The sequence below is a fragment of the Streptomyces sp. NPDC096205 genome (assembly GCF_044763135.1).
Classification (GTDB): Bacteria; Actinomycetota; Actinomycetes; order Streptomycetales; family Streptomycetaceae; genus Streptomyces.
This window is the reverse complement of record NZ_JBIWFS010000011.1, coordinates 36,248-62,764: the sequence shown is the minus strand read 5'-3', so window position 1 is coordinate 62,764 and position 26,517 is coordinate 36,248. Positions and strand designations below refer to the sequence as shown.

Sequence of the window (26,517 nt, the reverse complement as noted above, 5' to 3'; positions counted from 1 at the left end):
TCGGCATGCCTGAGCTCGGACCCGTCGCCTGGCCGCCTGCGCCGATCAGGACCGAGAGGCTCGTGCTCCGCGAGCCCGAGGCCCGGGACCGTGCGGCGGTCACCGAGCTGTTTGCCTCGCCCGAGGTGGGCGCCTTCATCGGCGGCCCTCGACCGCGTGACGAGATCGAGCGCGCGATGCCCGGGGCGCCCAGCCGACGCCCCGGCCGCTTCATCGTCGCTCTCGACGGAGCGATGATCGCACCTCGGTGAACCCCAGCTTCGCCGCGAGGCGCATCGAGCGGATGTTGGCGGTCTGGGTGGTGAGCACCACGGGTTCGCCGGGAAGCGCATCCGCGAACCAGGCGAGTGCCGCTGCGCAGGCCTCGGCGGCGTACCCGTGTCCCCACGCCTGCGGCAGGAACAGGTAGCCGAGCTCGGCTCTTTCGGCAGCTTGACGAAAATGACCGGTTCCTCTGGTGAGCGTGACCTGGCCCGACAGCGCGGATCAGCAACGGCCACGGCGCGAGCTGCCACATCGTGAGGTTCGTGCGGTAGCGCACCGCAACCAGCAGCACCGGTCCGACGGAGAAGGGGAAAGGCACCTTCTCAGAGCGATCCGGACTCGTCCAACACGTCGAAGCGCAGGCCGCTCGACCCGCCGCCGGAGCCGCTCGCCTTGCGGCGTGTGGTCCAGGAGTGCGGTGCTCCGTCCTGCCACCGGGTGAACTGGCGACTGCGCTCGACTCGGATGCCGGAACGTGGTACCTCCTCCTCGAACAGCCAGTCCGTCTCGCGCAGGAGCCGGCCCAGCGGCGCCTGAGGGTAGGTCTCGTCGCGGAGCAGACCGGTGAGGCGGAAGCGGATCGACTCCATGTCGGAGAGGGCCTCCGGCACCAACGGGAACCAGTGTGCGGGGACTTCGGTCGCCACCAAGTAGCGCGGGGCGGTGCCGGGCTCGGGCGCCGGGCGTGGCCGGGCGGCGGTGGTCCAGCGCTCGTGGCGGTCGACGCGCTCGCCGGCACCGTCGGCGACGGACTCCTCGACGGCCCAGGCGAGGTTGGCCTGTTCGTCGCGCAGCAGCACGACCGACTCCGCCGGAGGGCTCTCCAGACCGCCCGGCAGGGAGGCGGGGCGGTACATCCAGGGCGAGGGCGGCGTGGACAGGTCAGGGGTGCTGCGCGAGGTGTAGGCCTTGTCGCCCAGGCCATAGAGGTTCCAGGTGACCTGGTCGTCGGCGGTGGCGTGGAAGAGCGGGGTCTGGTCGCCGAACACGTCGGTGACGGTGCAGTCCACGACACGGCTCAGGGCGCCGACGGTAAGGGGCAGCGGGATGCAGAACCAGTCGCTGTTGTACACCGTGGCGAACGCGACGAGCATCAGCCGTCCCAGGTCGGCCGGGGAGGCGTCGACGGAGCCGAAGTCGATGCGAGCGTCCTCCATCTCCCAGAAGCGGGACACCGGCATGCCGCCGTAGACCGCGGGTGTCGGGATGATTCTGCGGCCGTCCCTCCTGATCGCGGTCTCGTCGACCGGCAGTTGGGTGTCCGGCGCGTCCACGGCCCACCAGTCGAGGTGGCCGCCGTGGTATTCCTCCGCACGCAGTTCGAGGCCCGGCAGGCTGGAGGCGGACACCTCGAACGCGTACTCCAGCCGGTTGGTGTTCCAGGCATCGGGCGGCGGGGACGCCTCGGCCTCCTCCACCGCCGGCACGCGCGCCTGCCACCAGGACAGCCAGGCTGCAGCCGCGGTGGCCAGGGCTTCGCGGGCCGTGCCGGTCTCGGGGGCGTCGAACTCCTTGGCGGCCGTCTCGTCGTGCTCGGCCAGGCGCGCTGCCCAGGGAGCGAGCGCGACCGGGTCGGGCAGCCTGTCACGCACGGCCGCGGACAGTCCGGTCGGGGCGAGCGGGCCCTCGGCGTCGAAGGGGCAGATCCGGGCGAAGGCCGGAAGCAGGTCGACGAGTCCGGCGGCGGCCAGCGCCCGGCGCCAGCGCAGCGCACCCGCCGTCATCAGCCGGGCGTCGGGACCCTCCACCGGTTCCTGTTCGACCAGCTCCTCCAACACCATCGTGGCCGGGTCGTACGGCTGCCAGTCGGCGTCGGAACTGCTGCGCCAGAGGTCCAGCCGGTGGGTCTCCTGGGCGATCGAGACCGACACCGGGGATGAGGTGTCCTCACCCCGGAACTCCCCGAACCCGTACTGGCGGGCGAGGAACCATGCGGCGTCGGCGGTCCGGGCGGCGAGTGCCTCCTCCATGCCGGTGTCACGCGGCACGGGCTCGTACCTGAACATGGTGGTCATAGCGGCAGCCCTCCGTGCTCCGGCCTGATCCACTGCACGGGCAGCAGTCCGCGCAGAGCGAAGAGGTCGTTGAGGTCCATGCCGCGCAGCCGGGCCAGGGCGAACGTCTCCTCGACGACGGCGTGGACGTCCTGCATCCGCCAGCCCCGCTGAGGGTCGGGCGGCAGGGCCAGCAGCAGTGCCTGCGGGGCGCGTGCGTCGGGCTGGTTGTAGTGGAAGGCGAGCCCGCCCAGCTCCTCCTGGTCGCCGGCGTCACCCCTGGCGGGCTCGGGTACGGTCTCGGTCCAGGCGTCCACGACCAGCCCGGCGAGCCGGCCGGGATCGGGCGTGCCGTCGGTGCGCAGCACCGCACAGTGATGCGGGGCGGGTTGCCGACGGGACGGTACGGGAGCCGGCCCGAGCGCGATCCACGGTTGCCCGGCGGGTACTTGGGCTACCACGGAGGTGCAGGGTGCCGTGCCGGCCAGCGTCTCGGCGGCCGCCAGCGCGTCACCCAGGACGCCGGCCTGCGGCCTGACCCGTTCCATCTCCAGCAGCCAGTCCGCGACCGCGTCCTCGTCGGCGCCCTGCGGGACGGGACCGGTCAGCGCAGCCGCGGCGGCGCTGCCGTCGAGGCGGAGCACGGGCAGAACCGGCAGCGTCCGGCCGAAGACCGAGGAGATTGCCGTACGGAGCTGGGTAACCCACTCCAGCACTGCCGACGGCTCCTGCGGCGGAGGTCCCGGCAGCGGGGGCAGCGGCTCGGCCCGGAATCGGCCCAGTACCGCTCGCGCCTGCTCGCCCAGCGCCTCCACCTGCTCGGCGTCAGCCGCCGGCCAGGCGTCGGGCACCCCGAGGCCGGCGAGGATCTCCAGCCTGCGCACCACTTCGTCCGCCGTGTCCGGCAACTCCTCGAACTCCTCGTCCAGTTCCTCGAGCGAGGAGGTCACCGCTGTGTGCCATGCCGTGACCCGCGCCGCCAGTTCCGGAAGATCGGCGGCCGACCAGTCGGCGCCCGCCGCGGTGTCCAGGTCGGTGACGAGCAGAGGCCGTCCGGCGGCCAGCACATCGGCCAGCGCCCGGCAGAGCAGCTGCAGTTCGGCGAACCGCGCCGCTCCGGGCTCGGTGACCGGCGCGCCCGCGGGTGCTTGACGCAGGAGCCGCCGTGCGAGGGTGCCGCCCGGGTCCCCCAGAGCGGTGGATACCTGGTCCGCCCGGTGGCCGAAGAGCCCCGCGCCGAGCACCGTCTCCAACGCGCAGACTCCGAGGTCGGCCAGGCCGACCGGGGTGGGCGAGTCCGGGTCGCCGAAGGCGAAGCTCCAGCCCGAGGCAGGGCCGAGGCGGGTCTGGCACCACCGCTCCAGGGCGGGATCGAGGGCAGCCAGCGGCCGGTCCGCCGCCCAGCCCTCGGTTCCGGTCATGGGGGTCAGCAGGCCGAGGCGATGAGTGACGTCGACGGCGGCGCGCGGGGTGCGCAGCACGTCGAAGTCCTGGGGGAGGTTGTCGCCGCGCGCGATGCCGTCGGCGGCCTGCCCGGCACGCAGCGGGTTGCCCGCGACGAGGTGGTGCACGCTCTCGGCGAGCAGCAGGTCGCCGACGGCGTCGACGGTCGCCTCCACGTCGTCGACGAGCGGGAGGGCCTGGTCCAGCAGGGGCAGGAGGTCGGCGGAGAGCTGCGAGGTAAGGGAGTCCAGGTCCTGGAGCGCACGGCCGTGTGCCAGAAAGTCGGCGACCAGCGCCTGGCCGTCGACGACGTCGCGGGCGGCTGTCGCCGTACGTGCCTCCTCGCTGCCCGGCGCTTCGGGATCGGCGAGGCGCGGTGTGGGATAGCCCCTGCGGAACGCGTTGATCAGCTGGTCCAGGTGGGCGTCGTGCAGGGCGCGCTCGAGCCGGTAGCCCAGCAGCGCGCCGAGGGTCTGGCCGGACCGGATGCCGTCCACCACGGCGAGCGCCTTGCGCACGCGGCTCGCCGTGAGGTCGATGCAGAACGCCTCGTCGTCGGTGTGGCTGAGCCAGCCCGAGCGCAGTACGGCGGCGGTGGTGGCCTGGTGCATGGAGGGGGCCACGAGATAGCCGTCGTTGTGCTGTCCGGGTGCCGAAGCCTCCTCGGAGTCGTCCGCCGAGTCGCCACCGGAGCCGTCTGCGGAGTCGTCCTCGGAGAGAGGGGGAATTTCGTTCCCCAGCAAGGCCTCCTCACCCACTTCCTCCTGCGGGCCCTGCTCCTCCCCGCTCTCAGATGCCTCCGTCAGGCCGCCCTCCGCAGCCGCCTCCCCGCCGCCCTCGCTCTCGCCGTCGACCACCTCTTCGCCCTCCGGGTCGGTCGGTACGCTCGGCGGTTCCCACCCCCGCGGATGCAGGTCGGTGACCCAGCCGTACGCGCCGAGGTGAGTGCCTTCGGGGCGGTCGCCGCGCAGCCCGTCGAGCCGGGCCGAGGCGACGGAGGTGATCCAGGCGTCAAGGCGGTGGGACTGGGTGTCCAACACCTCGCACAGCAGTCGCTCCAGCCGCGGCAGGTCCCCGAACGCCATGCCTTCGGCGATGACGAGCCGGTCGATGGCCACAGCCGCCCAGTCGAAGAGGTCCGCAACGGTGCCGTCGGAGACCGTCACCTGATCGTCCAGGAAGCTCACGACGGGTTCCAGTGCGCCACCGGCCTGTACGCGCTGCTCCAGCCGCTGGTAGTACATGTACAGGACAATGGTGGCGAAGTGGTACCAGAGCCCCAGCCGGCCTTCGCGCAGCCCCTTGAAGGCAGGGGCCAGGTCGAACATCGGCTGGAGCACCTCGGCCGAGGGGGCGCCGTGCCCGGCCAGTGCCTCGCCGACGCCGCGCAGGACGCCGTGGAGCGTGCCGAGCGGTCCGGCGTTCAACAGCTCCTGGAGTTCCGGTGGTGCCTCGTCGATGACGGAGAACTCCAGGGGAAACGGCGGGATCTCCAGATCAGGTGGCTGCAGCCAGGCGAAGTGGCTCATGGTGGCGACATCGACGGGCGTGTCGGGCACGGGAAGGAAGGGCGGGTCGACGGGCTCCTGCTGCACGAAGCGCACCCTGCGGGAGGCCGGCAGCCGGTGCAGCAGGTCGTTGATGACCTCGTCGGGGTCGAACCGGCTGCCGACACTCGGCGCACGCCAGGACTCCGACTCCGCGAAGCTCCGGAACCCCTGTACGTGGTCGAAGATCCGCGGGGCGACGTCGGTGCCGTGCCACAGGTCGAGCGAGGTGGCGGGCAGCAGGCCGTACGGCTGTCGGCCGACGCGCAGCGTGGGCAACTGGCCCCGGGCGCGCACATGGTCGATGAAGTGCGAGACGAGGAAGGTCAGATCCACCGGGGTGTCGGCGTCGTAGCCCCGCCACCTGGTGGACGCGGCCGCCATCGCGCCGATCGCCGCGTGCAGTTCCGTGAGCAGGTCGTGGTCGTCCAGGTCGAGACCGTCGGCGGTCTCGGCCACGACGCGTCCGGCGGCGGGACCGAGGGCCAGGGCGATCCGAGCGGCGGCGTGGGGATCTCCCGGGGCGAGGTCGCCGAGGGCGGCGCGCTGCGCGTCGGCCTCCTCGGGGGTCGGCGGAGGCATGCGGGTGCGCCAGGCGGACCTGGTGGCGTCGGTGTTGTTGGTGGGCGTGCCGGTGGGCAGCACGGCCAGGCCGTCGGTGCAGCGGTGCGCGTCGAGCAAGGTACCGATCAGTTCCTCGGTGTGTTCGGAGGTTCCGCCCCGTATCCCGGTGACCGTGACCAGTGCGAAGTCGGGGCGCATCTCTCCCTCGATGAGGACTCTGACGCCCATGCCCACCCGCACGGCCTCGTCGAAGTCGCGCAGCCAGGCCGGGGGTTCGGGCGAGTCGGGGCCGGGGCCGACGTCGAGCACCTCGGGGACGGGGGCGCCCTCCTCCCGCCAGAGCAGCACGGGCTGCCCGTCGTCGTCGGCCTCGTAGCCGGAGAACACCAGCCGGTCGGGAAGCACGTAGCTGTGCGCAGCCCGGGTCCAGGTGCCCTCACGCATCTGCGGCTGCGCCTCCCACGGTTCTGGTGACGGCCCGGTGACGCCGGCCGGGGTCTCCGTGTCCGGCGGCTCCGTCCGGCTGGGCCGCAGCGCCTTCACCGCCCAGGCGGCCCGCCCGGGGCCGATGGCGGTGACGAGCCGCGTCCAGGCGCTCTCGCGGCGCTCGTAGTGGGGGCCCGCGGCCCACACCTCGCGCCAGTACGCCTCGGTGGCGGTCCGTTCGGCCGCCGTGAGGGTGGGATCGAGGTCGTCGATGTGGATGTCGTCGGGGTAGGCGCGGATCATCAGCTCCAGGCCGGCCTCTCCGTCGTTGCGGTACACCGTCTCCAGGCGGAGCGGGAGGAGGAGCAGCGGGTCGGCTCCGCTGCCGTCGTCCCAGAGACCCGGTTCCGCGGAGGCCAGTTCGCGGTAGGCCTCGCGAGCGGTGTCGTGGCGCGTCTCCTGCGCGGCCGTGTCGTCCTGCGCGACAGTGAGTTGTTCTCCCAGATCCGGATCTGCGGCCAGCAAGCGCTTGACGCACATGGCCAGTTCCGCGCGGGACCGGTCCCGGGCCATCCGGGCGTCGCGGACCTCCTGGTGGGCCCGCGCCGTTTCCAGGTTGACGCTCACTGCGGTTCTCCGATCAGTTCGCGGGCCGACATCAGGACCCGGAAGGGCCGTTGCAGGGACACCATCGCCACCGTGGCGGCGTTCCACCGGTCCGGCGACTGCTCCTGCGCGGGTACCGGGGGCATCACGGACAGGTCGGCGAAGCCGCCTTCCGGGACCTGCCAGGTGAGATCCGACCAGTGCTCATAGCCGGCGGACGCGGTGTCGAACCCGAAGCGCATCCGGTAACTGTTCTCGGCGAGCACGAACCACCAGTCGTGGATGTCCCCCTCCAGCACGAAGGTGTAGGCGACCGTCCGTTCGTCCAGCGTGAGCACCATCTTCGGGTGCTGCCACGTGCCCTCCGCGAGGTCATCGGCATCGCTCACCGACGACGCCGGTACGGCGGCGACGAGCAGGTTGGGATACCGGCGCACGAGGCGGCCCCGGAGGAGCAGGACATCGACCTCGCCGGCGTCCAGCGCGAGTTGGTAGCCGAGTCCCTTCTCCCGAACCCAACTGTGCACCGGCGGGACGTCCGGCGCGCCGTCGGGACGCGGCCAGAAGTGGGTGAAGGGGCTGCCGCGCAGGTCGGTGGGGTACTCGCGCCAGCGCATCTCGCGATTCATCTCGTCGTTCACGCCGACCATGAAGGAGGCGATGAAGGGCGCGTTCGCCTGGAGGAGCACGGCCCGGTCGTCGGGGATCGTCGCCGAGCCCGGCAGGAACCAGTCGGGGATGTCCTTCTGCAGGGCCAGGGCCATGGGCGCGGCGAAGTCGGGGGTGGCCATGACGGGTTCGCCCGGTGCCTCGGGCAGATTGAACGCTTCGCCCTCCGACAGGTCGATGATCTGGCTGTCCAGCCTGGCCGAGAGCAGGGGGGCGGGGTCGAGGGCCTCGGTGAGGCGGCCGTTCATCGTGTCCGCGTCGAGGGGTACGCCGAACTCCAGGATGTGTGCCCCGGGGTCGTCGGTCATTGAGACGGTCGGCGCCAGCACGGTGTCGGGGTCGACGAGCGTCATGACGGCGTCCGGGGGCTGCTCGGCGAAGGCCGAGGACACGTCCCCGACCAGGTTCTCCGGGGCGGCGACGGACAGGGCCCGGAACAGCCGCGTCGCTCCGGTGAGAGGCTCCTCCGCCGGCTCGGAGCCGGCCGCGAGGGTGGCGGCCGGGCCTTCCAGGAGCGCGGTGATCGCGCTCGCCTGGGTGTCGAAGCCGTTCGCCAGGGCCGAGGGGGCCATGGCCGACAGAAGCCTGATCCGCTCGGCGTCACGCACCTCACCGGTGGCGCGCACCGCGTTGCCCACGATGGCGTTGAATTCGTTCGCGTCCTCGCCTTCCATCGGCTCCGGTTGCGTGGAGCGGGTCACCATCGCCGTCGGCAGCGGCGGCAGCAGCTCGCCGCTGAGCGTGCGCCGTGCGTACGACTCACCGTCGAGGCCGGCGTGCCTGGCCAGCGGTCCCCGGCGACGCAGCAGGCGCCGCAGAGCGGGCGCGACCAGCTCGTTCGGGGCGGGGCTGACCGCGACCTCCGTCTTCAACGGCAGCCCACTGTCGCTGCGGACGCGGTCGCGTACAGGAGCGGCGAATCCGAGCATCTCGTCCGGCGCGAGCGGCTGCACATGGCGCCGGTGCACGGACCCGGAGACCTCGGCGCAGAACGCGGTGCGGTTGAGCAGCCGGTTGGCGTCGCGGACGGCACCGACCTGGTCCCACGCCCTGGCCATCAGCCACTCCTGGTTGTCCCGCACCCAGCCGGTGCCGAGGGAGGCCGCGATCCGGGTCTCCGGACCGAGATTGAGCTCCTCGAGCCACCCCATCTGACTGTCGTCGAGCCGGTCGCGCACGGCCGGATGGCCGCCGTACAGGGGTGGGGCGACCACGCCCTCCCTGCCTCGGTCGATGTACAGGGCGACCCGCTCCTCAAAGTCGGCCAGGGCGGTCTCCGCCCCTTCCGTGAAAGTGTCGACCAGCTGGAGCGCGCCTTGCACGGTGATGGTCTGCCGGGTGCCCGGCGGCCCGTCGGAGGCGAGCGGCTCGTCGTACAGCCAGGGCTCGGTGATGTCCACGGTCCGCCCCGCCAGCAGGGCGCTCTCCTCGGGCGACAACGGGCCGATCGCGGTGGCGAGTTGCTCGAAGTCGCCCGCCTCGCCGGTGCGGAACTGCCAGCTGTGGTAGACGGGCAGCCGGACGACGCCCTGGCCCGGCCACCAGGCGTCGCCGTGGGGCTCGGCGTCGGTGAGCCCGCCGGTGAGCCCGGCCACGACGCCGCCTTGGAAGGCCGGCACGACACAGGCCGTGTAGTCGGTGTTCGACCTCAGCCGCAGTGGGCACAGCAGCCGTGAGATCAGCGGCTCCGACCGGCCCGCCGGGCGCTGCACGTGGGCCCACTGCCAGGACTGTCCCAGCGACGGCAGGGCGGCAGTGTCCACGTCCACGAACGGCAGCGCGCGACCGCTCTGCAGCGGGTGCGCGGCACTCTCCAGGGCGACCAGGACCAGCCAGGGCCGCAGCCTGCCGCCGTCGGCGCGGGCGGGCGTGAACAGCCACGGCAGTTCGGGTGCGTCGAACTCGATGCAGGCCATGTAGTTCGGCTCGGTGTCCTGGATGCCGGGCGGCGGGTCGACCCGTAGGACGCGCCGGGTGTCGATCCCGATGACACCTTCCGGGCCGAGCATCCGCAGGTCTCCCTGCGGTGGCCGTACCGTCACCTCCTGGTCGGGCCCGAGGAGCGTGAGTTCGGGGCTGATCAGGGCCGGACCGTCGGGCACGGTGCTGCTGAGCGCCGCGCCGATCGAGCTTTGCATGTACGGGGCGAACTCCAGCTCCTCGGCCATCAGGTGCCCACCTCCCAGGCCTCGACGGCCCGTACGCCGGCCAGCTCGCGACAGCGCAGCAGGAGCTCCGCGTCCGTGGACGCCGACCCGGTGTCCGTCTCGACGGGCGCCATCGACCAGGTCGACACCGCGGCGATCGGCGGCCGGTCGGTCACGAGAAGGGCGAGCTGGGTTTGCCACCAGCGCGGATCCCGTACGGAGGTCGCGACGGCCAGGTCCTCGGCGTCCGCGAGCGCCGCGATGCGCACGAACCGCAGCAGGTCCAGGGGCCGCTGCGGACGGGGGTCCGGGACCACCCTCGTCTCCCAGGCCAGCGTGGCCCTGACGAACGCGTCGTTCTCCGGCTCCGAGATGTCGGCCGAGAAGCGCCTGCCCGAGCGGTAGGTCTCGTACGCGGGCCGGGTCAGCTGCTCGTCGTCGCTGAGTGTGTGGAACTGACCAGGGGCGAAGGAGTCCACGGTCGGCCCGTCGTCGGCGTCCGTTCCGCCGAGGGTGGAGGAGCCGATGTCCCAGGTCTCGGCGGGCTCGACCACCGACGGGCCGAAGCGCTCGATGGCGACACCGAAGGGCAGGACACGCTGCCGGGCGACGATGGTGCCGTGGGGATGGACCAGGCTGCCGTCGCCGATCAGCCGGTTGGCGGCCGGGGACAGCAGCACAGGCAGGTACTCGCCCTTGCTGGGCGGCATGGCGCTCCACGCCTCCGGGCGGCCGAAAGCCTTCTCGAGCCTGCCCCGCAGGTCCGCGGGCTCGGCCGGCACGGCGGGCGGAGGATTGCCCCAGCGCTCGTCGAAGTCGAAGGAGGCGCTGAACAGGAACAGGTCGATGCTCCCGTGCCCGACCGCGTGCCAGGGCGCGGGCCCCTCCAGCGTGAGCGAGAAGGCGATGCCCAGCAGCGTCTCACCGAACACCTCGACGGACACCGCGCCGCGCATGTCGGCGGTGAACGACAGGGTGGGTTCCCGGCGGATCAGGACGTCGAGCCCGAACTGGCCGCGCAGCCCGCAGTCGGCGATCTCGGCGACCAGGGAGATCCGGGCCCCGAACTGGAGCGTGTTGCTGGTGATCGCGAAGTACGCCTGGCAGCTCAGCTGGATCCACGGTATCGGCGAGAGGTTCATGGTCAGCCGGCGCAGCACGGGCACGCCGCGCGGGATGCGGTACGCCGGGTGGAAGCCGCCCGCGCTCAGGACGAACACCGGGTCGGGGCCGCCCCGGCTGATCAGCACGACGTCCCCTTCGAGCGGCACCCCCGCCATGTGCGAGCCGGTGAGGCTCGCCATCAGCAGCGCGCTGGGCTCGGCGGTGTCGAACTGTCCGGCGAAGGTGGCCTTGAGGTGGATCAGCGGCACCGCCGGGTCGGGCACCGAGACCCGCAGCACGCCGAGCAGGGACAGTCGTACAGGATCCGGCAGCTCGGCCACGACGGCCGCCGAGAGGGAGACGAGCCGTCCGCCCCAGGAGACCTGGAACATCGGCCCGACGACGGCGCGCCCGGGTGCGGTGGGGAACAGCGCCGGCAGCCGGGGCACGACCCGCTGTGCCGCGGCCACGGGGTCGGGGGGAAACAGCAGCTCGCCGGCCGTGCCGTCGGCGATGGCGGCGATCAGGGCGTCCTGGCTCACCGCCTTGTTGACGCCCACCACGCCGCCCACGCCGCTGAGAGAGAAACCGAGGCCGAGCTGGAGGCCGGGCGGGGGGAAGGCGGCACCGATCAACGCGATGAACGCCGGACCGCCCGGTGCGGCGAGGTCCAGTTGCCCGAAGGCGGTCACCGTCGTGGCCGGCACAGCCGCGCTCAGCACACCGGAGTACGAATCGGGCTGCCTGCGTTCCAGCCGGCCGCGCAGCCGCACCGGCGGCAGGGTCGTGTCGACCTCCAGTTTCGTCGGGTCGACCGCCAGCCGCGCCAGATCGAGTCCAAAGATGCCGCCCATGCCGTACCTCGCCGTCAGCGGTTCCTGGACAGGTGACCGTCCAGGGGCAGCGCCTCGTACCAAGCTACGGAAGGGGCGTCATCGCGGCGTCATCCCGTTGTCATCCCGCCAAGGACTCGCGGCTTGCCTGGCGCAGACGTCCCGCCGCCCATCGGGTGTAATCCGAGTGGGTATGCCCGCCTTTACCCCTATAGCGTCGGAATGGCGAAGCGCTGATCGGAACAGGAAACGAGGACGAACAGTGGACAAGCTGACCGATGCCGAAGCCGAGGCCCTCTTCACGGAGATCGACACGGACGGGGACGGAGAAATCCGACTGAGGGAACTGAGGGCCTACGGACAGGCCCACGACACCACCATTCAGGGCATGAAGCTCGTCGACTTCGTCCGCGGTGCCGACACGGACGGCGACAGGAGGATCAGCCTGACCGAGTTCAAGTCGTTCTTCGGCTGATGGAACAGTCCGCTCGGTCAGAGTGATGCCCCGGCGTCCCGCTGCTCCCGCCGTTCCGACTGCTCCCGATAAGCCACCCCCACCTCAGCCAAACTGCGCGACAACGCCGTGCAGTTAGCCGTCGCATAGCTGATGACGAGCGCCGGTGGCCTCGCGGCAGGGGACGCGGAATAGTGGCGGCCGCCGCGCAGGAGCACCGAGCGGTGGCGGGCGGCGCGGACGAGGGACTGTTCGTCGATGTGGGGTGGGAGCCGGATGTAGGCCTGGAGGCCGCCGGCGCGGCTCGGCAGCCAGGCGCCGGGGAGTTGGGTGTCGAGGTGGGCGCGTACGGTGCGACGGCGGCGGCGGAACTCGGTGCGGAGTCTGCGCTGGTGGCGGTCGAAGGCGCCGGTGTCGATGAAACGGGCGAAGGCGAGCTGTTCGAGGCCCGAGCAGCCGATGTCCCAGCCGGCGCGTATGTGCTCGACGGAGGCCATGAAGTCCGAGGGGCCCGCCAGCCAGCCGAGCCGCAGTGCCGGGGCGAGGGTCTTGCTGGCGCTGCCCGCGTAGACGACGCGGTCCGGTGCGAGGCTCTGCAGGGCGGGTGGCCGGTCGGCGGTGTCCAGCAGGCCGCTGTCGAAGTCGTCCTCCAGGATGTAGCCGCCGACCTTGCGCGCCCAGGCGACGAGCCGCGCGCGGCGTTCGCGGCTGAGACGTACGCCGGTGGGGAACTGGTTGGCGGGCGTGACCAGTACGGCCCGCGCGGCGCTCGCCTCGAGGCGTTCGACGTCGAGGCCGTCCTGGTCGACGGGGATACCGATGGGCCGCAGCCCCGACGTGGCGATGAACTCGCGTTCGCCGGGGTGGCCCGGGTCCTCGACCGCCAGGGCGGTGTGCCCGCGATCGAGCAGGACTCGGCAGACCAGTGCCAGGCCCTGGGCGAAGCCGGAGGTGATCATCAGGTCCTCGGGCCGGTTGCGTACCCCGCGGACCCGGCCGAGATAGCCGGTCAACACGTGCCGGGCGTGGGGGACTCCGGCGAGGGGGGCGTACCCGAGCTCCTGGTGGCCCGCCTCGTTGATGACGGCGGTCATGCAGCGGAGCCACTCCGCGCGAGGGAAGTCGATGGTGTTGGACGTTCCGGTGCGCAGGTCCCATCGGGCGTCGGGGGCCGGCTCCTCGGCGAGGGGAGCGAGGGCGGAGGCGGCTGTCTTGGCACCGGTGTGCTCGGCGACGGACGTGCCCGAACCACGGCGGCTCGTCAGGTATCCCTCGGCCGTCAGCTGGTCGTACGCCTCGACCACGACGCTGCGGGAAACGCCGATGTCGACGGCGAGCTGGCGGGTGGAGGGTATGCGGGTTCCAGGCTTTAAAGTTTCACTCTCAACCAAATTTCGGAGGGAGTCCCGCAATTGCATGGCCAGCGGAATCCGAGAATCCCGTTCCACCGTGAGCGCGATGTGGCGTGACAAGTGGTCTCCTCTCGAAGGGTCGAAGTGGTATGGCCGGAGCATTCAAACATTTGATGGAGTTGCCTCGCACGCGCATTCGGCCACTCTCAGACCCGGTGGCCGGTGCGGCAGGGGGGAACCGGCCGTTGCGGGCCGGGGCGTGCGAAGTGCGGTGCTGCGCCCGGCGAAGGGGCGCGCTCCCGCGGCACGGGGGACCTATTCCTCGACGCCCCTGCGGTCCTTGAGATCGAAAGGCAAGCGTTGTGTCATTGGTTTCGGTGCAATCGGCTGCGGCGTTGTCGCATGAATCGGACAAGCGGGGGCCGTTCACGTCCACAGGGGCCGATCCGGCTCCGGAGGTGCCCGAAGAAATCGCCCTGACGGCAAAAATTGCGGTGCGGGTGACGTCGGACGAACTTCCTTACGTCGACGCCCTCAATCTCTACCAGGAATTGTCCGCCATCCGGACACCGGACGACGTCTATCTCTTCGAGAGCCTCGACGGCCCCGACCAGGACCGGCACTTCGCCGCCGTCGGCTGTGGACGGCTGGCCGAACTGCGCGTATACGCGGACCGCGTGGACCTGATCGCGCCAGGACAACTCGGCGAGGCGCTCACCGCCGCCGTCTCGGCCGCCGCGGGCGGGACACCGACGCACGCCGACGGCACCCGCAGCTGGCCCCTGTCCGGACCGGACACGGTGTGGCGGGTGCTGCGCGCCGCACAGGACGCGTTCGACCTCGACACCGACGTGCCCACCGGCACCTTCGCCTTCGGATTCCTCACCGCCCTCTCCTACGAGGCGGCCTGGGCCATGGAAGAACTGCCCGCCCAGCAGACGGCATCCGGCCTGCCACGGTGCACGCTGACCCTCTTCCAGGACACCGTCTGGTACGACCTGCGCGACGGCGGAGTGCGCCATCTCGCCGCCCAGGGGCCCCAGCTCGACGGCACGGCCCCGGACCTGCGGGCAGCCATGGACCGGGCGCGGTCCCTCGGCACCACGCGGCCGGCGGTCCCGGACGCGCCGAGGCCTCGTTCGGTGCGCGACACGGTGGACGAGGAGACGTTCACCGCCCGCGCCCGGCGATGCCTGGAGCACATCGGAATCGGTGACAGCTACCAGATCCAGATCGGCCACCGCGTCGACGTGGACACCACACTGACGCCCGTTCAGGTGTACCGGCGGCTGAGCCACCGCAACCCCTCCCCGTACATGTATCTCGTGCCCTGGGCGGGCCGCACGGTCATCGGGGCCAGCCCCGAGCTGTTCGTGCGCATCAAGGACGGCGACATCTCGATGCGGCCCATCGCGGGCACCACGCCCCGGGCCGCCGACCCCGCCGAGGACGCCCGCCGGGTCGCGGAACTGCGCGCGAGCGCCAAGGAACAGGCCGAGCACGTCATGCTGGTCGACCTGTGCCGCAACGACATCGGCCGGGTGTGCGTGCCGGACACGCTGCGCGTCGACACGATGATGGAGGTGGAACCCTTCGCCTACGTCCACCACCTGGTGTCGACCGTCTCCGGCCGGGTCCGCGACGGCCTCGACGTCTGGGCGTCGATCTGCGCGACCTTCCCCGCGGGCACCATGACCGGCGCGCCCAAGCTGCGCGCCATGGAGATCATCAACGACCTCGAGGAGGAGCCCCGCGGCATCTACGCCGGCGCGCTCGGCCTCGTCGACGTACGCGGCTTCGCGGTCCTCGCCCTGTGCATCCGCACCGTCGTCCACGACGGGGTCCGCTACAGCACCCAGGCGTCGGCCGGGGTCGTCGCGGACTCCGAGCCGGCCGCCGAATGGCGCGAGACGCTGGCCAAGATGAGCGCCGCCTACTGGGCGCTGACCGGTGAGGAGCTGCTCGCATGAAGGTCCTGCTGGTGGACGCGTACGACAGCTTCAGCCACATCATCGACCAGTACCTGCTCAGCCTCGGCGCGCAGACCGAAGTGGTGCGCTCGCGCACCCGCTCGACCGAGGCGCTGGTGGCCTCGGCGCCCGACGCGGTCGTCCTCGGACCGGGACCCGGGCATCCGGCCGACTCCGGGCACGTCGAGCTGGTGCACGCCTTCGCCGGACGCGTCCCGCTGCTCGGCGTGTGCCTGGGCCACCAGGCCATCGGCCTCGCCTACGGGGCGCGCATCGCCGTGGCCGAACGGCTGATGCACGGCAAGACCAGCCCCGTCGAGCACGACGGACAGGGCGTCTTCGAGGGCGCCCCGCACCCGCTGACCGTCACCCGCTACCACTCCCTGGTCATCCAGAACCCCGCCGCGCCGCTCGTGGTCACGTCGACGTCCACCGACGACGGCTGCGTGATGGGCGTACGCCACGAGAACCTGGACGTCGAAGGTGTCCAGTTCCACCCGGAGAGCGTCATGACCCAGGACGGGATGCGGCTCTTCCGCAACTTCCTGGCACGAGCCGAAACGGCCACCGCCGCCCTGCGGTAGACGACCACGCTCCGCCGACGGCGACCTCGCGCCGTCCACCCCCGCCGCCGAGCGACGGCATTCGCTCCCGCCCCGCCACAGTCGCCGCGCTCCCGCGCGTGGCTGTGCCGGCGCGGCACCAGGCTGCCCCACGCACCCGCGCACGGCAGCACCGTCGAACGTACAAAGGAACCCGACGCCCATGTGGCTTCCCACGCACGGACCCGCGGCCGAGTTCGCCGCGCGGTACCTGGAACTCCACCGTGCCTTCTACAACCGCACCCTGTCCGCCGCGGACCTCGACGACTGGCGCCGCAGCCAACTGGCCGCGGTCCTGGAACAGGTCAGCACCCGATCGCCGTTCTACGCACGCCACTTGAAGCAGGCCGACCTGTCCGCCGCCACGCCGGACGACCTCACCGGGCTGCCCTTCACCACCAAGGCGCATCTGCGCGAGGAGATGCTGGACGTCCTCAGCCGGCCGCTCGCCGAGGCCCTCTTCTTCTACGAGACGACCGGCACGACCGGCCGCGCCACGCCCTGCCCCCGCGACGGCCGCGAGATCGTCGCCAGCAACGCCCACGTCACGGAGTCCTGGAGCTCGATCTTCCGCCACCACTTCGGCGAACACGCCCCGCGCATCGGGCTGATGGGGCCGACCGAAGTGCACTCCTTCGGCGACACGCTCGGCGACATCGCCCGCAACACCGGCTCCATGAACGCCAAGATCTGGCCCTACTCGCCCGTCATCGGCTTCCAGAAGGCCCTGCAGCTGATGAAGGACCTCGAACTCGAGGTCGTCTGCTGCACGCCCGGCGTCGCCCTTACCCTGGCCAAGGCCGCCGAGCACTACGGCTACGACCTGCGGCGGGACTTCGCGGTCAAGCTGCTCTTCGTCACCGGCGAGATGTGCACCCCCGCCCTCGCGCACAACCTGGAGACGGTCTGGGGCGCCGACGTCTACAACATCCTCTACGGCTCGCAGGAAGCCTTCGTCGTCGCGACCGCCTGCCGCAACAAGCGGATGCACCTCTCCCAGACCAACTACGTCGTCGAGGTCGTCGACCCGGAGACCGAGGAGTCGAACGGCCCGCGCGGCACGGGCGAGCTGACCCTCACCATGCTGATGGACGGGGTGAAACCGCTGGTCCGCTACCGCACCGGCGATGTGGTGGCCGTGACGGAGTCCGACTGCGACTGCGAGATGCCCGGCGACCTCGTACGGATCGTCGGACGCACCCTGGACCGCATCGACCTCGGCGGACAGCGGTTCACGGCCGGCCAGATCGAGACGGCCGTGCTGACCGGGGTCACCGGGTCCGCCGGATACCAGGTGGTCATCGAGCAGGACGCCGCAGGCCAGGACCGGCTCACGGTGAGGCTCGAACTCCTCACCGGCCTGGTGGACGACCCCGAGGCACTGGCCGACGCGGTACGCGCACGCACCGCGGACGCGCTCGGCGTGCCCGTCACCGTCGAACTCAGCGACGGGCTCGACCCGATCGTCAGCACCGGCGCGTTCGTGAGCTGGAAGGCCGCCCGCGTGGTGGACCGGCGCACCGCGACCGATCACGAGACCTCGGTGGCACAGCGGATGGCGGCGAACCGTGGCTATACGACCTGACCTGGCGGCCGGGACCCTCCGGACCGCCCCGCTGCCCCGCACCCTGGCGAGCGAGTACGCCGCACGCTGGAGCGAACTGTCCGAGCGGTGGGCGGCACGCCCCGGGTCCGTGCTCGGGACACTCGGCCCCGCGGGCACCTCCAGCGACCTCGTCGCCCGCTACCTCGCCGCCGAGCACAACCTGCGCGTGGAGCTGCACGACACCTTCGACGACGTCCTGGACCGACTCCTGCTGCGCAAGCTCGACTTCGCCCTCGTACCGAGCGCCTACGCGGGACTCACGCGCTTCCACTGGCACCGGGCGCTGCGGCTGCGCGCGTTCTTCCCGCGCGCCACCCCGGAATACGGCATCGCCGCGGCCGCGAGCAGCCCGTTCCAGCCGGGTGACGGACCCCTGTCCGTCGCCGCGATGTGGGAGGTACGGCGGATCTACGCCGAGGTCGTGCCGCCGGCGCTGCGCGGCCGGGACGTCGACTGGGTGGACGCGTCCTCCACCCAGCACGCCGCCCAGATCGTCGCGGGCGGCGGCGCCCAGCTCGCGGTGACCAACGCCCCGGGAGTCCAGGCGTACGGACTGCGCTGGATGGCGACCCGGCCCGGCGCGGAGATCCTCTGGACGCTCTTCGACCACGCGGAGGAGTCCGAGACGCCGGAGCAGCCGCACAAGCCGTTCACCGCGGACCCGCAACCCTGATCACAGGAGATACGACGTGCCACGCAAGACCTTGCTCCACCGTGCCACGGTCCAGGAGGGCCTGGGCCGGCCCTCGCTGCCGCGGCACAGCGTGCTGATCGACGGCGACCGCATCGAGGCGGTGCTGCCGGAGGGGCTCGCCCCGCTGAACGCGCCCGGCGTCGACGTGCTCGACCTCGACGGGCGGACGGTGATGCCCGGCATGACCCTCGGGCACACCCACATCGCCTACCTGAACGTCCTCGACGGACGCGAGATGCTCTTCAAGTACTCCGTCCCCGACCTCACCCTCGCCGCCGCGCGCAACGCCGAGAACCTGCTGGCCCTCGGCTACACCGCCTTCGTGGGCGCCGGTTCGGTCTCCGGCATCGACATGGCGCTGCGACGGGCCGTCGACGCCGGGCAGTTGCGCGGCCCCCGGATCACGCCGTGCAGCCGGGACCTGATGGTGTCCGGACCGCCCGAGCGCCGCAATCCCGAGGTCAAGAAGCGGATCCCGAGCGATCTGATGCGGCTGGCGGACACCCCGGAGGAGATGGCGGAGTACGTCGCCACGGAGATCGCGCAGGGCGCGGAGATCGTCAAGGTCTTCTCCTCGGGCGACGACACCTTCCCCAACGGGCGCTCCCACGAACTCCTCTTCACCCCCGAGGAGCTGAAGATCGCGGCGCGCACCGCCCATGAGCACGGAGCCCGCATCCGCGCCCACTCCCGGGGGCTCGACGGCATCCGCAACGCCATCGCGGCCGGAGTCGACGTCATCGACCACGCCACCTACGCCGACGACGAGGCGCTGTACGCGATCGCCGAGCGCGGGATCTTCGTCGTACCGAGCCTCTACCAGCCGCACATGCTGCTCACCACGGGAACCCAGCACGGCAAGACCACCGAGTACCTGGAGACGCTGGAGTTCGAGGCCGAGGTGGCCAACTCCCTGCGCATCCTGCCGATCATGGTGGAGCTGGGCATCCCGGTGGTGGCCGGCGACGACTTCGGCTTCGCCTGGACCCCGCACGGCACGTACGCCAAGGAGCTCGAACTGTACGTCGAGATGGCGGGCATCCCGGCGCCGACCGTGCTCACCTGGGCGACCGCCAACGGGGCCCGGCTCGCGGGACGCGGCGACGACGCGGGCACCGTGCAGGCCGGACGCCTGGCCGACCTCGTCATCACGAACGGCGACCCCGCCGAGGACATCTCCGTTCTCAGCCGGCCGGGAGGCATCGAACTGGTCCTGCTGGGCGGGGCCCCCGTCGCGGGCAGCACCGAGCCGTTCCGGACCGGCACCGCACCGTACGCCGAGCTCGACGGCGCCCCGGCATCCGCGGGAGCCGCGCGATGACCAGGACACAGGCCCGTCTCCCCGTGACCCCGCTGCTCGCCGTGGGCGCGTTCGCCATCGGCACCGACACCTTCGTGGTGGCCGGGGTGCTGCCCGAAGTCGCCCGGGACCTCGAAGCCAGCCTGGCCGACACGGGTTGGGTGAGCACCGTCTTCGCGCTCACCTACGCCGTCCTCGCGCCCGTGCTCGGAGCGCTCACCGGGCGCCTCGAGCGCCGCTCCGTCCTCGTCCTGTCGCTGACCGTGTTCACGGTCGGCAACGTGGCCTCCGCCCTCTCCACCGGGCTCGCCGCACTCCTCGCCGCGCGGATTCTGACCGCGGCGGGAGCCGCCCTCTACATCCCGGCCGCCTCCGCGTCGGCCGCTGCCCTGGCCGCCCCGGAACGCCGGGGACGCGCCATGGCGGTGGTGCTCGGCGGGCTCTCGGCGGCGACCTTCGCGGGGGTGCCGTTCGGCACGTGGCTCGCCGCCGACCTGCACTGGTCCGCCACGTTCTGGCTGCTGGCCGGACTCGGCGCGGTGTGCGCCGTCGCCGTGGCCGGCGGGCTGCCCGAGGTGCGGCTGCCCGCCGCACCGGGGCTCGCGGCCCGCCTCGCACCCGCGCGGGACCCGAGGGTGCTGTGCGCGGTGCTGACGACGCTCGCGTTCATGACGGGCGGCTACCTCGCGCTGACCTACATCGGCGCGGTCCTCGCCCCGGCGACCGACGGCGACGGCACCACGCTCGCCGTACTGCTCCTCGTCTTCGGCGTGTTCGCGGTGGGCGGCACCATGATCGGCGGGCGGGCCACCGACCGCTGGGGACCGACCCCGGTCCTGCTGGCGTCGGTCGCGGGCCTGGCCGCCGTCCTGGTGACACTGCCGCTGACCCGGGACTCCCTGGCCACCGCGATGGTGGGCATGGCGGCGTGGGGTGTGACCGCGATGGCCACGCAACCGCCGCAGCAGCACCGGCTGTTCGCGATCGCACCCACGTCGGGTCCGCTCCTGCTCTCCCTGAACTCGTCCGCCACCTTCGCCGGCATCTCCCTGGGCGGCTTCATCGGCGGCCGCGTACTGGAGCACGGCGGGGCCCACGGGGTGGACCGGCTCGGCCAGTTCGGGGCCGCGCTCGCGGCGGTCGGACTGCTGACCGCCCTCCTCGGGGCGCGGCTGCGGACCGCCGAGCCGCACACCGACGCGGCGTCCGCCCCCGTTCCCGCCGGCGACCCCGGCTGACGCCGCGGCACGGCGGACTCCCGCCGACCTGGGCTGACACCCGGCACAGCAGACTCCCGCCGACCCGGGCCGACACCGGCACAGCGGACTCCCGCGGCCGACAAGTGGCCTCACGCATTACCCCGTAATTGGCCACTGCCGGCCCCCCGACCGCTCCCTACTGTCGACCCGTCAACAAGGCCCGCCCGGCACAACCGGCACGGGCGGCCGCCGCCCGGAAGAAACGAAGGACCACACACCCATGGAAAGCGACCGCCCCCACTCGGACACCCGCTCCCTCAGCGTCGGCGTCGACGCGCGCGTGTGGGAGCGCGTGCCCGGCTACGTCCTCGGCCTGATCGCCGTACCGGACGTCGGCGTCGTCGCGGACGCCCCCCAGGTGGCGGACCGCCTCACCGCCGCCGAGGACGCCCTGCACGGCGAGGGGCTCTCCAAGGCCGACGTCTCCGCCCTGCCCTCCATCGCCGCCTGGCGGGACGCCTACCGGGAGACGGGCGTGAACCCCAACCGGTTCCCCTGCGCCGCCGAGTCGGTGCTGCGCAGGGTCGCCAAGGGAGACCGGCTGCCGCGCATCAACTCGCTGGTGGACCTGTGCAACGCGGTGTCCCTGGAGAGCCGGCTGCCCGTGGCCTCGTGCGACGTGGGCGGCATCGAGGCGGAGCTGTCCGTGCGGCTCGCCGACGGGACCGAGGTCTATCTGCCGCTCGGCGCACCCGACGCCCCCGAGCACCCCGAGCCCGGCGAGGTCGTCTACGCCGACGACCAGGGCCGCGCCCACTCCCGGCGCTGGAACTGGCGTCAGGGCGACCTGGTCAAGTCGGACCTCGGACGGCGCCGGCTCCTGCTCACCGTCGAGTCGGTGCACGAGGGCGGCCGGGCCGAGGTGGAGCGGACGCTCGGACAGCTCACGCAGGCGCTCACCGGCCTCGGCGCCGCCCCCGAGCCACCGCGGATCCTCGACGGCGCCACCACCCGCGTGGAGCTGTTCGGCGCCCTGTCGGCCGCGCCGGTCCGCTGAGCCGGTCCCCACTCTTGGATGAGGAGCAGGACATGAACCGTTCGATCCTGGTGATCTACCGGCCCGCCGCCGGGCGCTACGTCGCCCAGTTCCGCAGCATCGTGGCCGCCGCCGACGACCTCGGCGTGGGGACCGTGGTGCTGCTGCCCGCCGGATGGCAGGCGCCGGAGGCCGAGGGCCTGGCCCAGTACCACGCCGACCTGGACGACACCGCGGCCGTACGTGCCGCGGTCGACACGATCGTCGCCGAGCACCGTATCGAGCGCATCTTCCCGCTGTTCGAGGGAGATGTGCTGCCCGCCAGCCGCGCCCGGCGCGACCACGGCATCCCGGGGCTCACCCCGGACCAGGCGCTCAACTTCCGCGACAAGAACGTGATGCACCGCCGGGCCGAGGAACTCGGTGTGCGGGTCGCCCGGTCCTGCCGCCCGGACACCATCGGCGCGGTCACCGAGTTCGCCGAGGAGGTGGGCTACCCGGTCGTCGTCAAGCCGTACGCGGGCTGGGCCTGCGGCCGCACCTACCGGGTGGACGGCCCGGCGGACCTGGAGCGGGTCTGGGAGGAGATGGGCGACGACCGGCACGAGTACCGGGTCGAGGAGTTCATCCGCGGCACGGAGTACCACGTCGACTCGCTCTTCAAGGACGGCGAAGCGGTCTTCGCCCAGCTCTCCCGCTACACCTACTCCGTCCTGGAGTACCTCAACGAGCCGGGCGGCACCATCTCACGCAAGCACGACCTGTCGGCGGGGGAGCGGCGCATCCTGGAGCTCAACACCGTGGTGCTGCGCGGCTTCGGCCTCGCCACCGGTGTGGTCCACGCCGAGTTCTTCCTGCTGGACGACGGCGACGTGGTGTTCGGCGAGGCGGGTGCGCGGGCCGGCGGTGGCTCCATCGTCCCGGCGATCGAGGCCGGACGCGGGATCAACCTCGCGGGCGAGTGGTGCCGTCTGGAACTCGACCCGGCGCACCGCACCGAGGCCCGCCTCGGCCCCGAGATCGGCACCGAGTACCTCGCCTCGGACCGGTACGGACACATCACCGCCATCACCACCCCGGCCGAACTGATGGCACTCGACGGAGTCCTGGACGCCGATGTGTGGAAGCAGGTCGGCGACGTCCTGGCCCCGCCGACCGCCTCCAACGACGTCCTCGGCTGGTACGTGTGCGAGGGCACCGACTTCGACGACATCCGGGCCCGCTTCAAGACCGTACGCGACGCCTTCCGCGTGGAGACGGCGCCCGAGGTCACCGCCGGCACCACGGGCGGGCAGGCACAGCGATGACGTGGCTGACCCGGTTAAGGGAACTCCCGCTCGCGCTACGGGTGTTGTTCCTCGCCTCCTTCATCAACCGCGCGGGCATGTTCGTCTTCCCGCTGCTCGCCGTCTACCTGGTGCGCGGCAAGGACCTCAGCCCCGGCGAGGCCGGACTGCTGATCTCGGTGGGCAGCACCGGCCTGCTCGTGGGCAGCCTGCTGAGCGGGCCGCTGTGCGACCGGCGCGATCGGCGCACGGCCCTGCTCACCGCGCTTCTGCTGAACGCCGCGGGCTATCTCGGTCTCGCCGTGCTGGACGGCCCCCCGTGGACGTACGCCGGACTGCTCTTCGTCGCCCTGGTCGGCATGGGCATGTTCGGGCCGGCGTCCAACACCCTGGTCGCCGATCTGACCGCGCCCGAGCAGCGGCCGTTCGCCTACACGGTGAGCTACATCGGCAACAACCTCGGCATGGGCATCGGCCCCCTGCTGGGCGGCCTCGCGGCGGCGTACTCCTACCACGTCATGTTCGCGGGCAACATCATCGCCGGCCTGCTGTGCGCCGCGCTGATCGCCCTGTGGGTGCCCTCCGACCGACGCGACAAGGCCAAGAGCCGCAAGGACAAGGCGCGTTCGGGCCCGCTCGGCCACCACCACGTGCTGCTCCTGGTGCTCGTGTCCTTCTTCTACGTGGTGCCGCTGATCGGCCTCGAATACGCGCTGCCTCTCGCCGTCACCACGGTCCTGCACGAGTCGGCGGGGCTGGTCGGCGTCGTCTACACCGTCAACAGCATCGTCGTGGTCGGCCTCGGGCTGGCCATGGAGAAGCGCATGCAGGGCCATGGCACCAAGCCGCTGCTGCTGGTCAGCGGAGCGCTGTGGGCCGCCGGCCTGGCCGTCATCGTCGTAGGCTTCTCGCTGCCGGCGATCCTGCTGTCCACGGTGATCTGGACGCTCGGCGAGATCATCGCCTCGGTGGTCGTGCCCACCTACATCGCCGACCATGTCGACGAGCGTCGAGTCGGCAGCTTCATGGCGCTCAACGGCTTCGTCCTCGGGCTCGCCCGGCTCGCGGTGCCCGCGGGTCTCGGCGCGCTGTGGACCGCCGAAGGCCACCGGCCCGTCTTCCTCACCCTGCTTGCGGCACCGCTCGTCGGCATGGCCGCCTACGCCGTGCTGCGGACCAGGCCCACGGCCGCCGCCCGCCCGCCGGAGCCCGCCGCGGCCCCGGCCACCACCTAGACCATCCGCCTCCACGCACCGACGATCACGGGAAAGTGTTCATGTCTCAGACGAAGTTCCTGCTGTCCGAAGACCAGCTGCCCACCACCTGGTACAACGTGGTGGCGGACCTGCCCAAGCCGCTGGAGCCGATGCTGCACCCCGGCACCCGGCAGCCCGTCACCCCGGACGACCTGGAGCCGCTGTTCCCCGCTGAGCTCATAGCCCAGGAGTTCTCCACCGAGCGCGAGACCGACATCCCCGGCGCCGTGCTGGACGTCTACAAGCAGTGGCGGCCCAGCCCGCTGGTGCGGGCGCGCCGCCTGGAGAAGGCCCTGGACACGCCGGCGCGGATCTACTTCAAGAACGAGGGCGTCAGCCCGGCCGGCAGCCACAAGCCCAACACGGCCATCCCGCAGGCCTACTACAACAAGCAGGCCGGCGTGGGCCGCCTCACCACCGAGACCGGCGCCGGACAGTGGGGCAGCTCCCTGTCACTGGCCTGCCGTTACTTCGGCCTCGTCTGCGAGGTCTACATGGTGAAGGTGAGCTACCAGCAGAAGCCGTACCGCCGCGGCCTGATGGAGACCTACGGCGCCACCGTCACCGCCAGCCCGAGCGAGCTGACCCAGGCCGGCCGGGACGCCCTCGCCGCCGACCCCGACTCGCCGGGCAGCCTCGGCCTCGCCATCTCCGAGGCGGTGGAGGCCGCGGTGACCAGCGGCGGCACCGCGAAGTACGCCCTCGGCTCGGTGCTCAACCACGTGCTGATGCACCAGACGATCATCGGCAAGGAGGCGCAGCTCCAGATGGAGCTGGCCGAGGACTACCCGGACATCGTGATCGGCGCGGCGGGCGGCGGCTCCAACTTCGGCGGCCTGGCGCTGCCGTTCCTCGGCGAGCAGCTGCGCGGCGGGCGCTCGGTGCGGGCCATCGCCGTCGAGCCCGCGTCCTGCCCGACCATGACCGAGGGACGCTTCGACTACGACTTCGGTGACACGGCCGGCATGACCCCGCTGACCAAGATGCACACTCTCGGCCACGACTTCGTGCCGCCGAGCATCCACGCGGGCGGCCTGCGCTACCACGGCATGTCCCCGATCATCAGCCAGCTCAAGGAGCTGGACTACCTGGAGGCGCGCGCGGTGCCGCAGACCGCGTGCTTCGAGGCGGGTGTCACCTTCGCCCGCAACGAGGGCATCGTCCCCGCCCCGGAGTCCACCCACGCGGTGCGCGTCGCCATCGACGAGGCGCTCGCCTGCAAGGAGTCCGGCGAGGCGAAGACGATCCTGTTCTCCCTCTCCGGCCACGGCCACTTCGACATGCAGGCCTACATCGACTACTTCGGCGGCAAGCTGACCGACTGACGCGAGGACCCAAGGCGGAGCGGGACAGGGGGTCCCGCTCCGCCGCGCGATCACAAACAGGGGGAAAACATGCTCACAGCACAGGGAACACCGCCGGACATACGGGGGGACCGACCCGTCATCCTCGGCATCTCGGGGTCGGAGCGGGCGGGCGGCAACACCGACCTGGCGCTCCAGTACTCGGGAGAACTGGTACGCAAGCGCGGCGCCGACTTCCAGACCCTGTACCTGCGCGAGCACCGCATCTCGCCGTGCAGCCCGTGCGGCGACTGCAACAACCGCACCCTCCCATGCGGGGTGCGCGACGACATGCCCGCCATCATCGACCGGATGCGGCAGGCCGACGGGATCATCTACGCCGTGCCGGTGCACGGCTTCGGCCTCGCCCACCTCATGCAGATCTTCATCGAGCGGGCGGGCGTCGGCTTCCTGCGCTTCGAGCGGCCGCTCGCCAACAAGGTCGGCGGCATCATCGTCACGGCCCGCCGTTACAGCGACGCCTCCGTCCACCACCAACTGGTCGACAACCTGCTGCTCAACCGGATGATCCTGGTGGGCAGCGGATTCCCGGCCCTGCTGCGCAACACCGCGAGGGAGCCGGGCCTCAACGACCCCGAAGGCGTGGACGCCCTGGAGCGCATGGCCCATCGGATGGTGGACATGGTCCAACTGCTGCGCCGTCACCAGGCCGAGACCGGCGAACCCGTGCTGCCGCTGGACGACCAGAACGAGCGCGTCGAACGCCGCCGGCCCCACCTGGTCGACAGCGCCCAGCGGCCCGCCTGACCACACCGCGCCGGTCTGCCGTTCCTCATCATCCGACCACCGCACGATCAGGAG

General features: G+C 71.9%; 17 protein-coding genes and 2 pseudogenes. 13 read left to right on the top strand and 6 right to left on the bottom strand.

The window, feature by feature from the left end:
* Positions 1 to 5: 5 nt before the first annotated feature.
* Positions 6 to 239 (top strand): annotated as a pseudogene (locus ACIQ6Y_RS34265) (GNAT family N-acetyltransferase); the annotation flags it as partial.
* On the opposite strand, the pseudogene ACIQ6Y_RS34260 reads toward ACIQ6Y_RS34265, so the two are convergent.
* The 5 genes and pseudogenes from ACIQ6Y_RS34260 to ACIQ6Y_RS34240 all read right to left on the bottom strand — a co-directional run.
* Positions 211 to 483 (bottom strand): annotated as a pseudogene (locus ACIQ6Y_RS34260) (GNAT family N-acetyltransferase); the annotation flags it as partial. The pseudogenes ACIQ6Y_RS34265 and ACIQ6Y_RS34260 overlap by 29 nt on opposite strands.
* Before the next feature lie 104 nt (positions 484 to 587).
* Complete coding sequence (locus ACIQ6Y_RS34255; protein ID WP_404045251.1) at positions 588 to 2,279, bottom strand: hypothetical protein; 1,692 nt, start codon at positions 2,277 to 2,279, stop codon at positions 588 to 590.
* Complete coding sequence (locus tag ACIQ6Y_RS34250; protein ID WP_404045249.1) at positions 2,276 to 6,865, bottom strand: hypothetical protein; 4,590 nt, start codon at positions 6,863 to 6,865, stop codon at positions 2,276 to 2,278. Before ACIQ6Y_RS34250 ends, ACIQ6Y_RS34255 begins: the two co-directional genes overlap by 4 nt.
* The gene (locus tag ACIQ6Y_RS34245; RefSeq protein ID WP_404045246.1) at positions 6,862 to 9,681 is read right to left on the bottom strand and encodes a hypothetical protein; all 2,820 of its coding nucleotides are present in this window, start codon (positions 9,679 to 9,681) and stop codon (positions 6,862 to 6,864) included. The genes ACIQ6Y_RS34250 and ACIQ6Y_RS34245 overlap by 4 nt, the downstream gene beginning before the upstream one ends.
* Positions 9,681 to 11,618, bottom strand: coding sequence for a DUF6603 domain-containing protein (locus ACIQ6Y_RS34240; RefSeq protein ID WP_404045244.1), 1,938 nt, complete (start codon positions 11,616 to 11,618; stop codon positions 9,681 to 9,683). Before ACIQ6Y_RS34240 ends, ACIQ6Y_RS34245 begins: the two co-directional genes overlap by 1 nt.
* Positions 11,619 to 11,859: 241 nt before the next feature.
* Between ACIQ6Y_RS34240 and ACIQ6Y_RS34235 the strand changes: the two genes are divergently transcribed.
* Positions 11,860 to 12,072, top strand: coding sequence for an EF-hand domain-containing protein (locus tag ACIQ6Y_RS34235; RefSeq protein ID WP_404045242.1), 213 nt, complete (start codon positions 11,860 to 11,862; stop codon positions 12,070 to 12,072).
* A gap of 17 nt (positions 12,073 to 12,089) precedes the next feature.
* Here ACIQ6Y_RS34235 and ACIQ6Y_RS34230 read toward each other — a convergent pair whose 3' ends face one another.
* Positions 12,090 to 13,469, bottom strand: a complete 1,380-nt coding sequence (locus ACIQ6Y_RS34230) for a PLP-dependent aminotransferase family protein (protein WP_404045950.1) — start codon at positions 13,467 to 13,469, stop codon at positions 12,090 to 12,092.
* A gap of 392 nt (positions 13,470 to 13,861) precedes the next feature.
* Between ACIQ6Y_RS34230 and ACIQ6Y_RS34225 the strand changes: the two genes are divergently transcribed.
* The 11 genes from ACIQ6Y_RS34225 (at position 13,862) to ACIQ6Y_RS34175 (ending at position 26,463) form a co-directional block, all read left to right on the top strand.
* Positions 13,862 to 15,373: an anthranilate synthase component I family protein gene (locus ACIQ6Y_RS34225; protein ID WP_404045239.1), complete on the top strand. Its 1,512-nt coding sequence runs from the start codon at positions 13,862 to 13,864 to the stop codon at positions 15,371 to 15,373.
* Positions 15,370 to 15,957, top strand: coding sequence for an anthranilate synthase component II (locus ACIQ6Y_RS34220; RefSeq protein ID WP_404045236.1), 588 nt, complete (start codon positions 15,370 to 15,372; stop codon positions 15,955 to 15,957). The genes ACIQ6Y_RS34225 and ACIQ6Y_RS34220 overlap by 4 nt, the downstream gene beginning before the upstream one ends.
* A gap of 181 nt (positions 15,958 to 16,138) precedes the next feature.
* Positions 16,139 to 17,560: a phenylacetate--CoA ligase family protein gene (locus tag ACIQ6Y_RS34215; protein ID WP_404045234.1), complete on the top strand. Its 1,422-nt coding sequence runs from the start codon at positions 16,139 to 16,141 to the stop codon at positions 17,558 to 17,560.
* Positions 17,544 to 18,254, top strand: coding sequence for a hypothetical protein (locus ACIQ6Y_RS34210; RefSeq protein WP_404045232.1), 711 nt, complete (start codon positions 17,544 to 17,546; stop codon positions 18,252 to 18,254). Before ACIQ6Y_RS34215 ends, ACIQ6Y_RS34210 begins: the two co-directional genes overlap by 17 nt.
* 16 nt (positions 18,255 to 18,270) lie before the next feature.
* On the top strand, positions 18,271 to 19,596 hold the full coding sequence (locus ACIQ6Y_RS34205) for an amidohydrolase family protein (RefSeq protein ID WP_404045229.1): 1,326 nt from the start codon (positions 18,271 to 18,273) through the stop codon (positions 19,594 to 19,596).
* A complete protein-coding gene (locus ACIQ6Y_RS34200; protein ID WP_404045226.1) occupies positions 19,593 to 20,813 on the top strand; it encodes an MFS transporter in 1,221 nt (406 codons plus the stop codon). Before ACIQ6Y_RS34205 ends, ACIQ6Y_RS34200 begins: the two co-directional genes overlap by 4 nt.
* 241 nt (positions 20,814 to 21,054) lie before the next feature.
* Complete coding sequence (locus ACIQ6Y_RS34195) at positions 21,055 to 21,831, top strand: B3/4 domain-containing protein (RefSeq protein ID WP_404045223.1); 777 nt, start codon at positions 21,055 to 21,057, stop codon at positions 21,829 to 21,831.
* 32 nt (positions 21,832 to 21,863) lie between these two features.
* Entirely contained in the window at positions 21,864 to 23,117 is a 1,254-nt protein-coding gene (locus ACIQ6Y_RS34190; RefSeq protein WP_404045220.1) for an ATP-grasp domain-containing protein, read from the top strand.
* On the top strand, positions 23,114 to 24,331 hold the full coding sequence (locus ACIQ6Y_RS34185; RefSeq protein WP_404045218.1) for an MFS transporter: 1,218 nt from the start codon (positions 23,114 to 23,116) through the stop codon (positions 24,329 to 24,331). The genes ACIQ6Y_RS34190 and ACIQ6Y_RS34185 overlap by 4 nt, the downstream gene beginning before the upstream one ends.
* Before the next feature lie 41 nt (positions 24,332 to 24,372).
* Positions 24,373 to 25,677 (top strand): TrpB-like pyridoxal phosphate-dependent enzyme, encoded by a 1,305-nt coding sequence (locus ACIQ6Y_RS34180; RefSeq protein WP_404045215.1) that lies wholly within the window; start codon positions 24,373 to 24,375, stop codon positions 25,675 to 25,677.
* A 69-nt stretch (positions 25,678 to 25,746) separates the two neighbouring features.
* Positions 25,747 to 26,463: a flavodoxin family protein gene (locus tag ACIQ6Y_RS34175; protein WP_404045212.1), complete on the top strand. Its 717-nt coding sequence runs from the start codon at positions 25,747 to 25,749 to the stop codon at positions 26,461 to 26,463.
* Positions 26,464 to 26,517: the final 54 nt, after the last annotated feature.

Coding starts and splice junctions, on each gene's coding strand:
- ACIQ6Y_RS34255 (WP_404045251.1), bottom strand. CDS start 2,279: ATGACCACCATGTTCAGGTACGAGCCCGTGCCGCGTGACACCGGCATG.
- ACIQ6Y_RS34245 (WP_404045246.1), bottom strand. CDS start 9,681: ATGGCCGAGGAGCTGGAGTTCGCCCCGTACATGCAAAGCTCGATCGGC.
- ACIQ6Y_RS34240 (WP_404045244.1), bottom strand. CDS start 11,618: ATGGGCGGCATCTTTGGACTCGATCTGGCGCGGCTGGCGGTCGACCCG.
- ACIQ6Y_RS34230 (WP_404045950.1), bottom strand. CDS start 13,469: ATGCAATTGCGGGACTCCCTCCGAAATTTGGTTGAGAGTGAAACTTTA.
- ACIQ6Y_RS34220 (WP_404045236.1), top strand. CDS start 15,370: ATGAAGGTCCTGCTGGTGGACGCGTACGACAGCTTCAGCCACATCATC.
- ACIQ6Y_RS34215 (WP_404045234.1), top strand. CDS start 16,139: ATGTGGCTTCCCACGCACGGACCCGCGGCCGAGTTCGCCGCGCGGTAC.
- ACIQ6Y_RS34200 (WP_404045226.1), top strand. CDS start 19,593: ATGACCAGGACACAGGCCCGTCTCCCCGTGACCCCGCTGCTCGCCGTG.
- ACIQ6Y_RS34195 (WP_404045223.1), top strand. CDS start 21,055: ATGGAAAGCGACCGCCCCCACTCGGACACCCGCTCCCTCAGCGTCGGC.
- ACIQ6Y_RS34190 (WP_404045220.1), top strand. CDS start 21,864: ATGAACCGTTCGATCCTGGTGATCTACCGGCCCGCCGCCGGGCGCTAC.
- ACIQ6Y_RS34185 (WP_404045218.1), top strand. CDS start 23,114: ATGACGTGGCTGACCCGGTTAAGGGAACTCCCGCTCGCGCTACGGGTG.
- ACIQ6Y_RS34180 (WP_404045215.1), top strand. CDS start 24,373: ATGTCTCAGACGAAGTTCCTGCTGTCCGAAGACCAGCTGCCCACCACC.
- ACIQ6Y_RS34175 (WP_404045212.1), top strand. CDS start 25,747: ATGCTCACAGCACAGGGAACACCGCCGGACATACGGGGGGACCGACCC.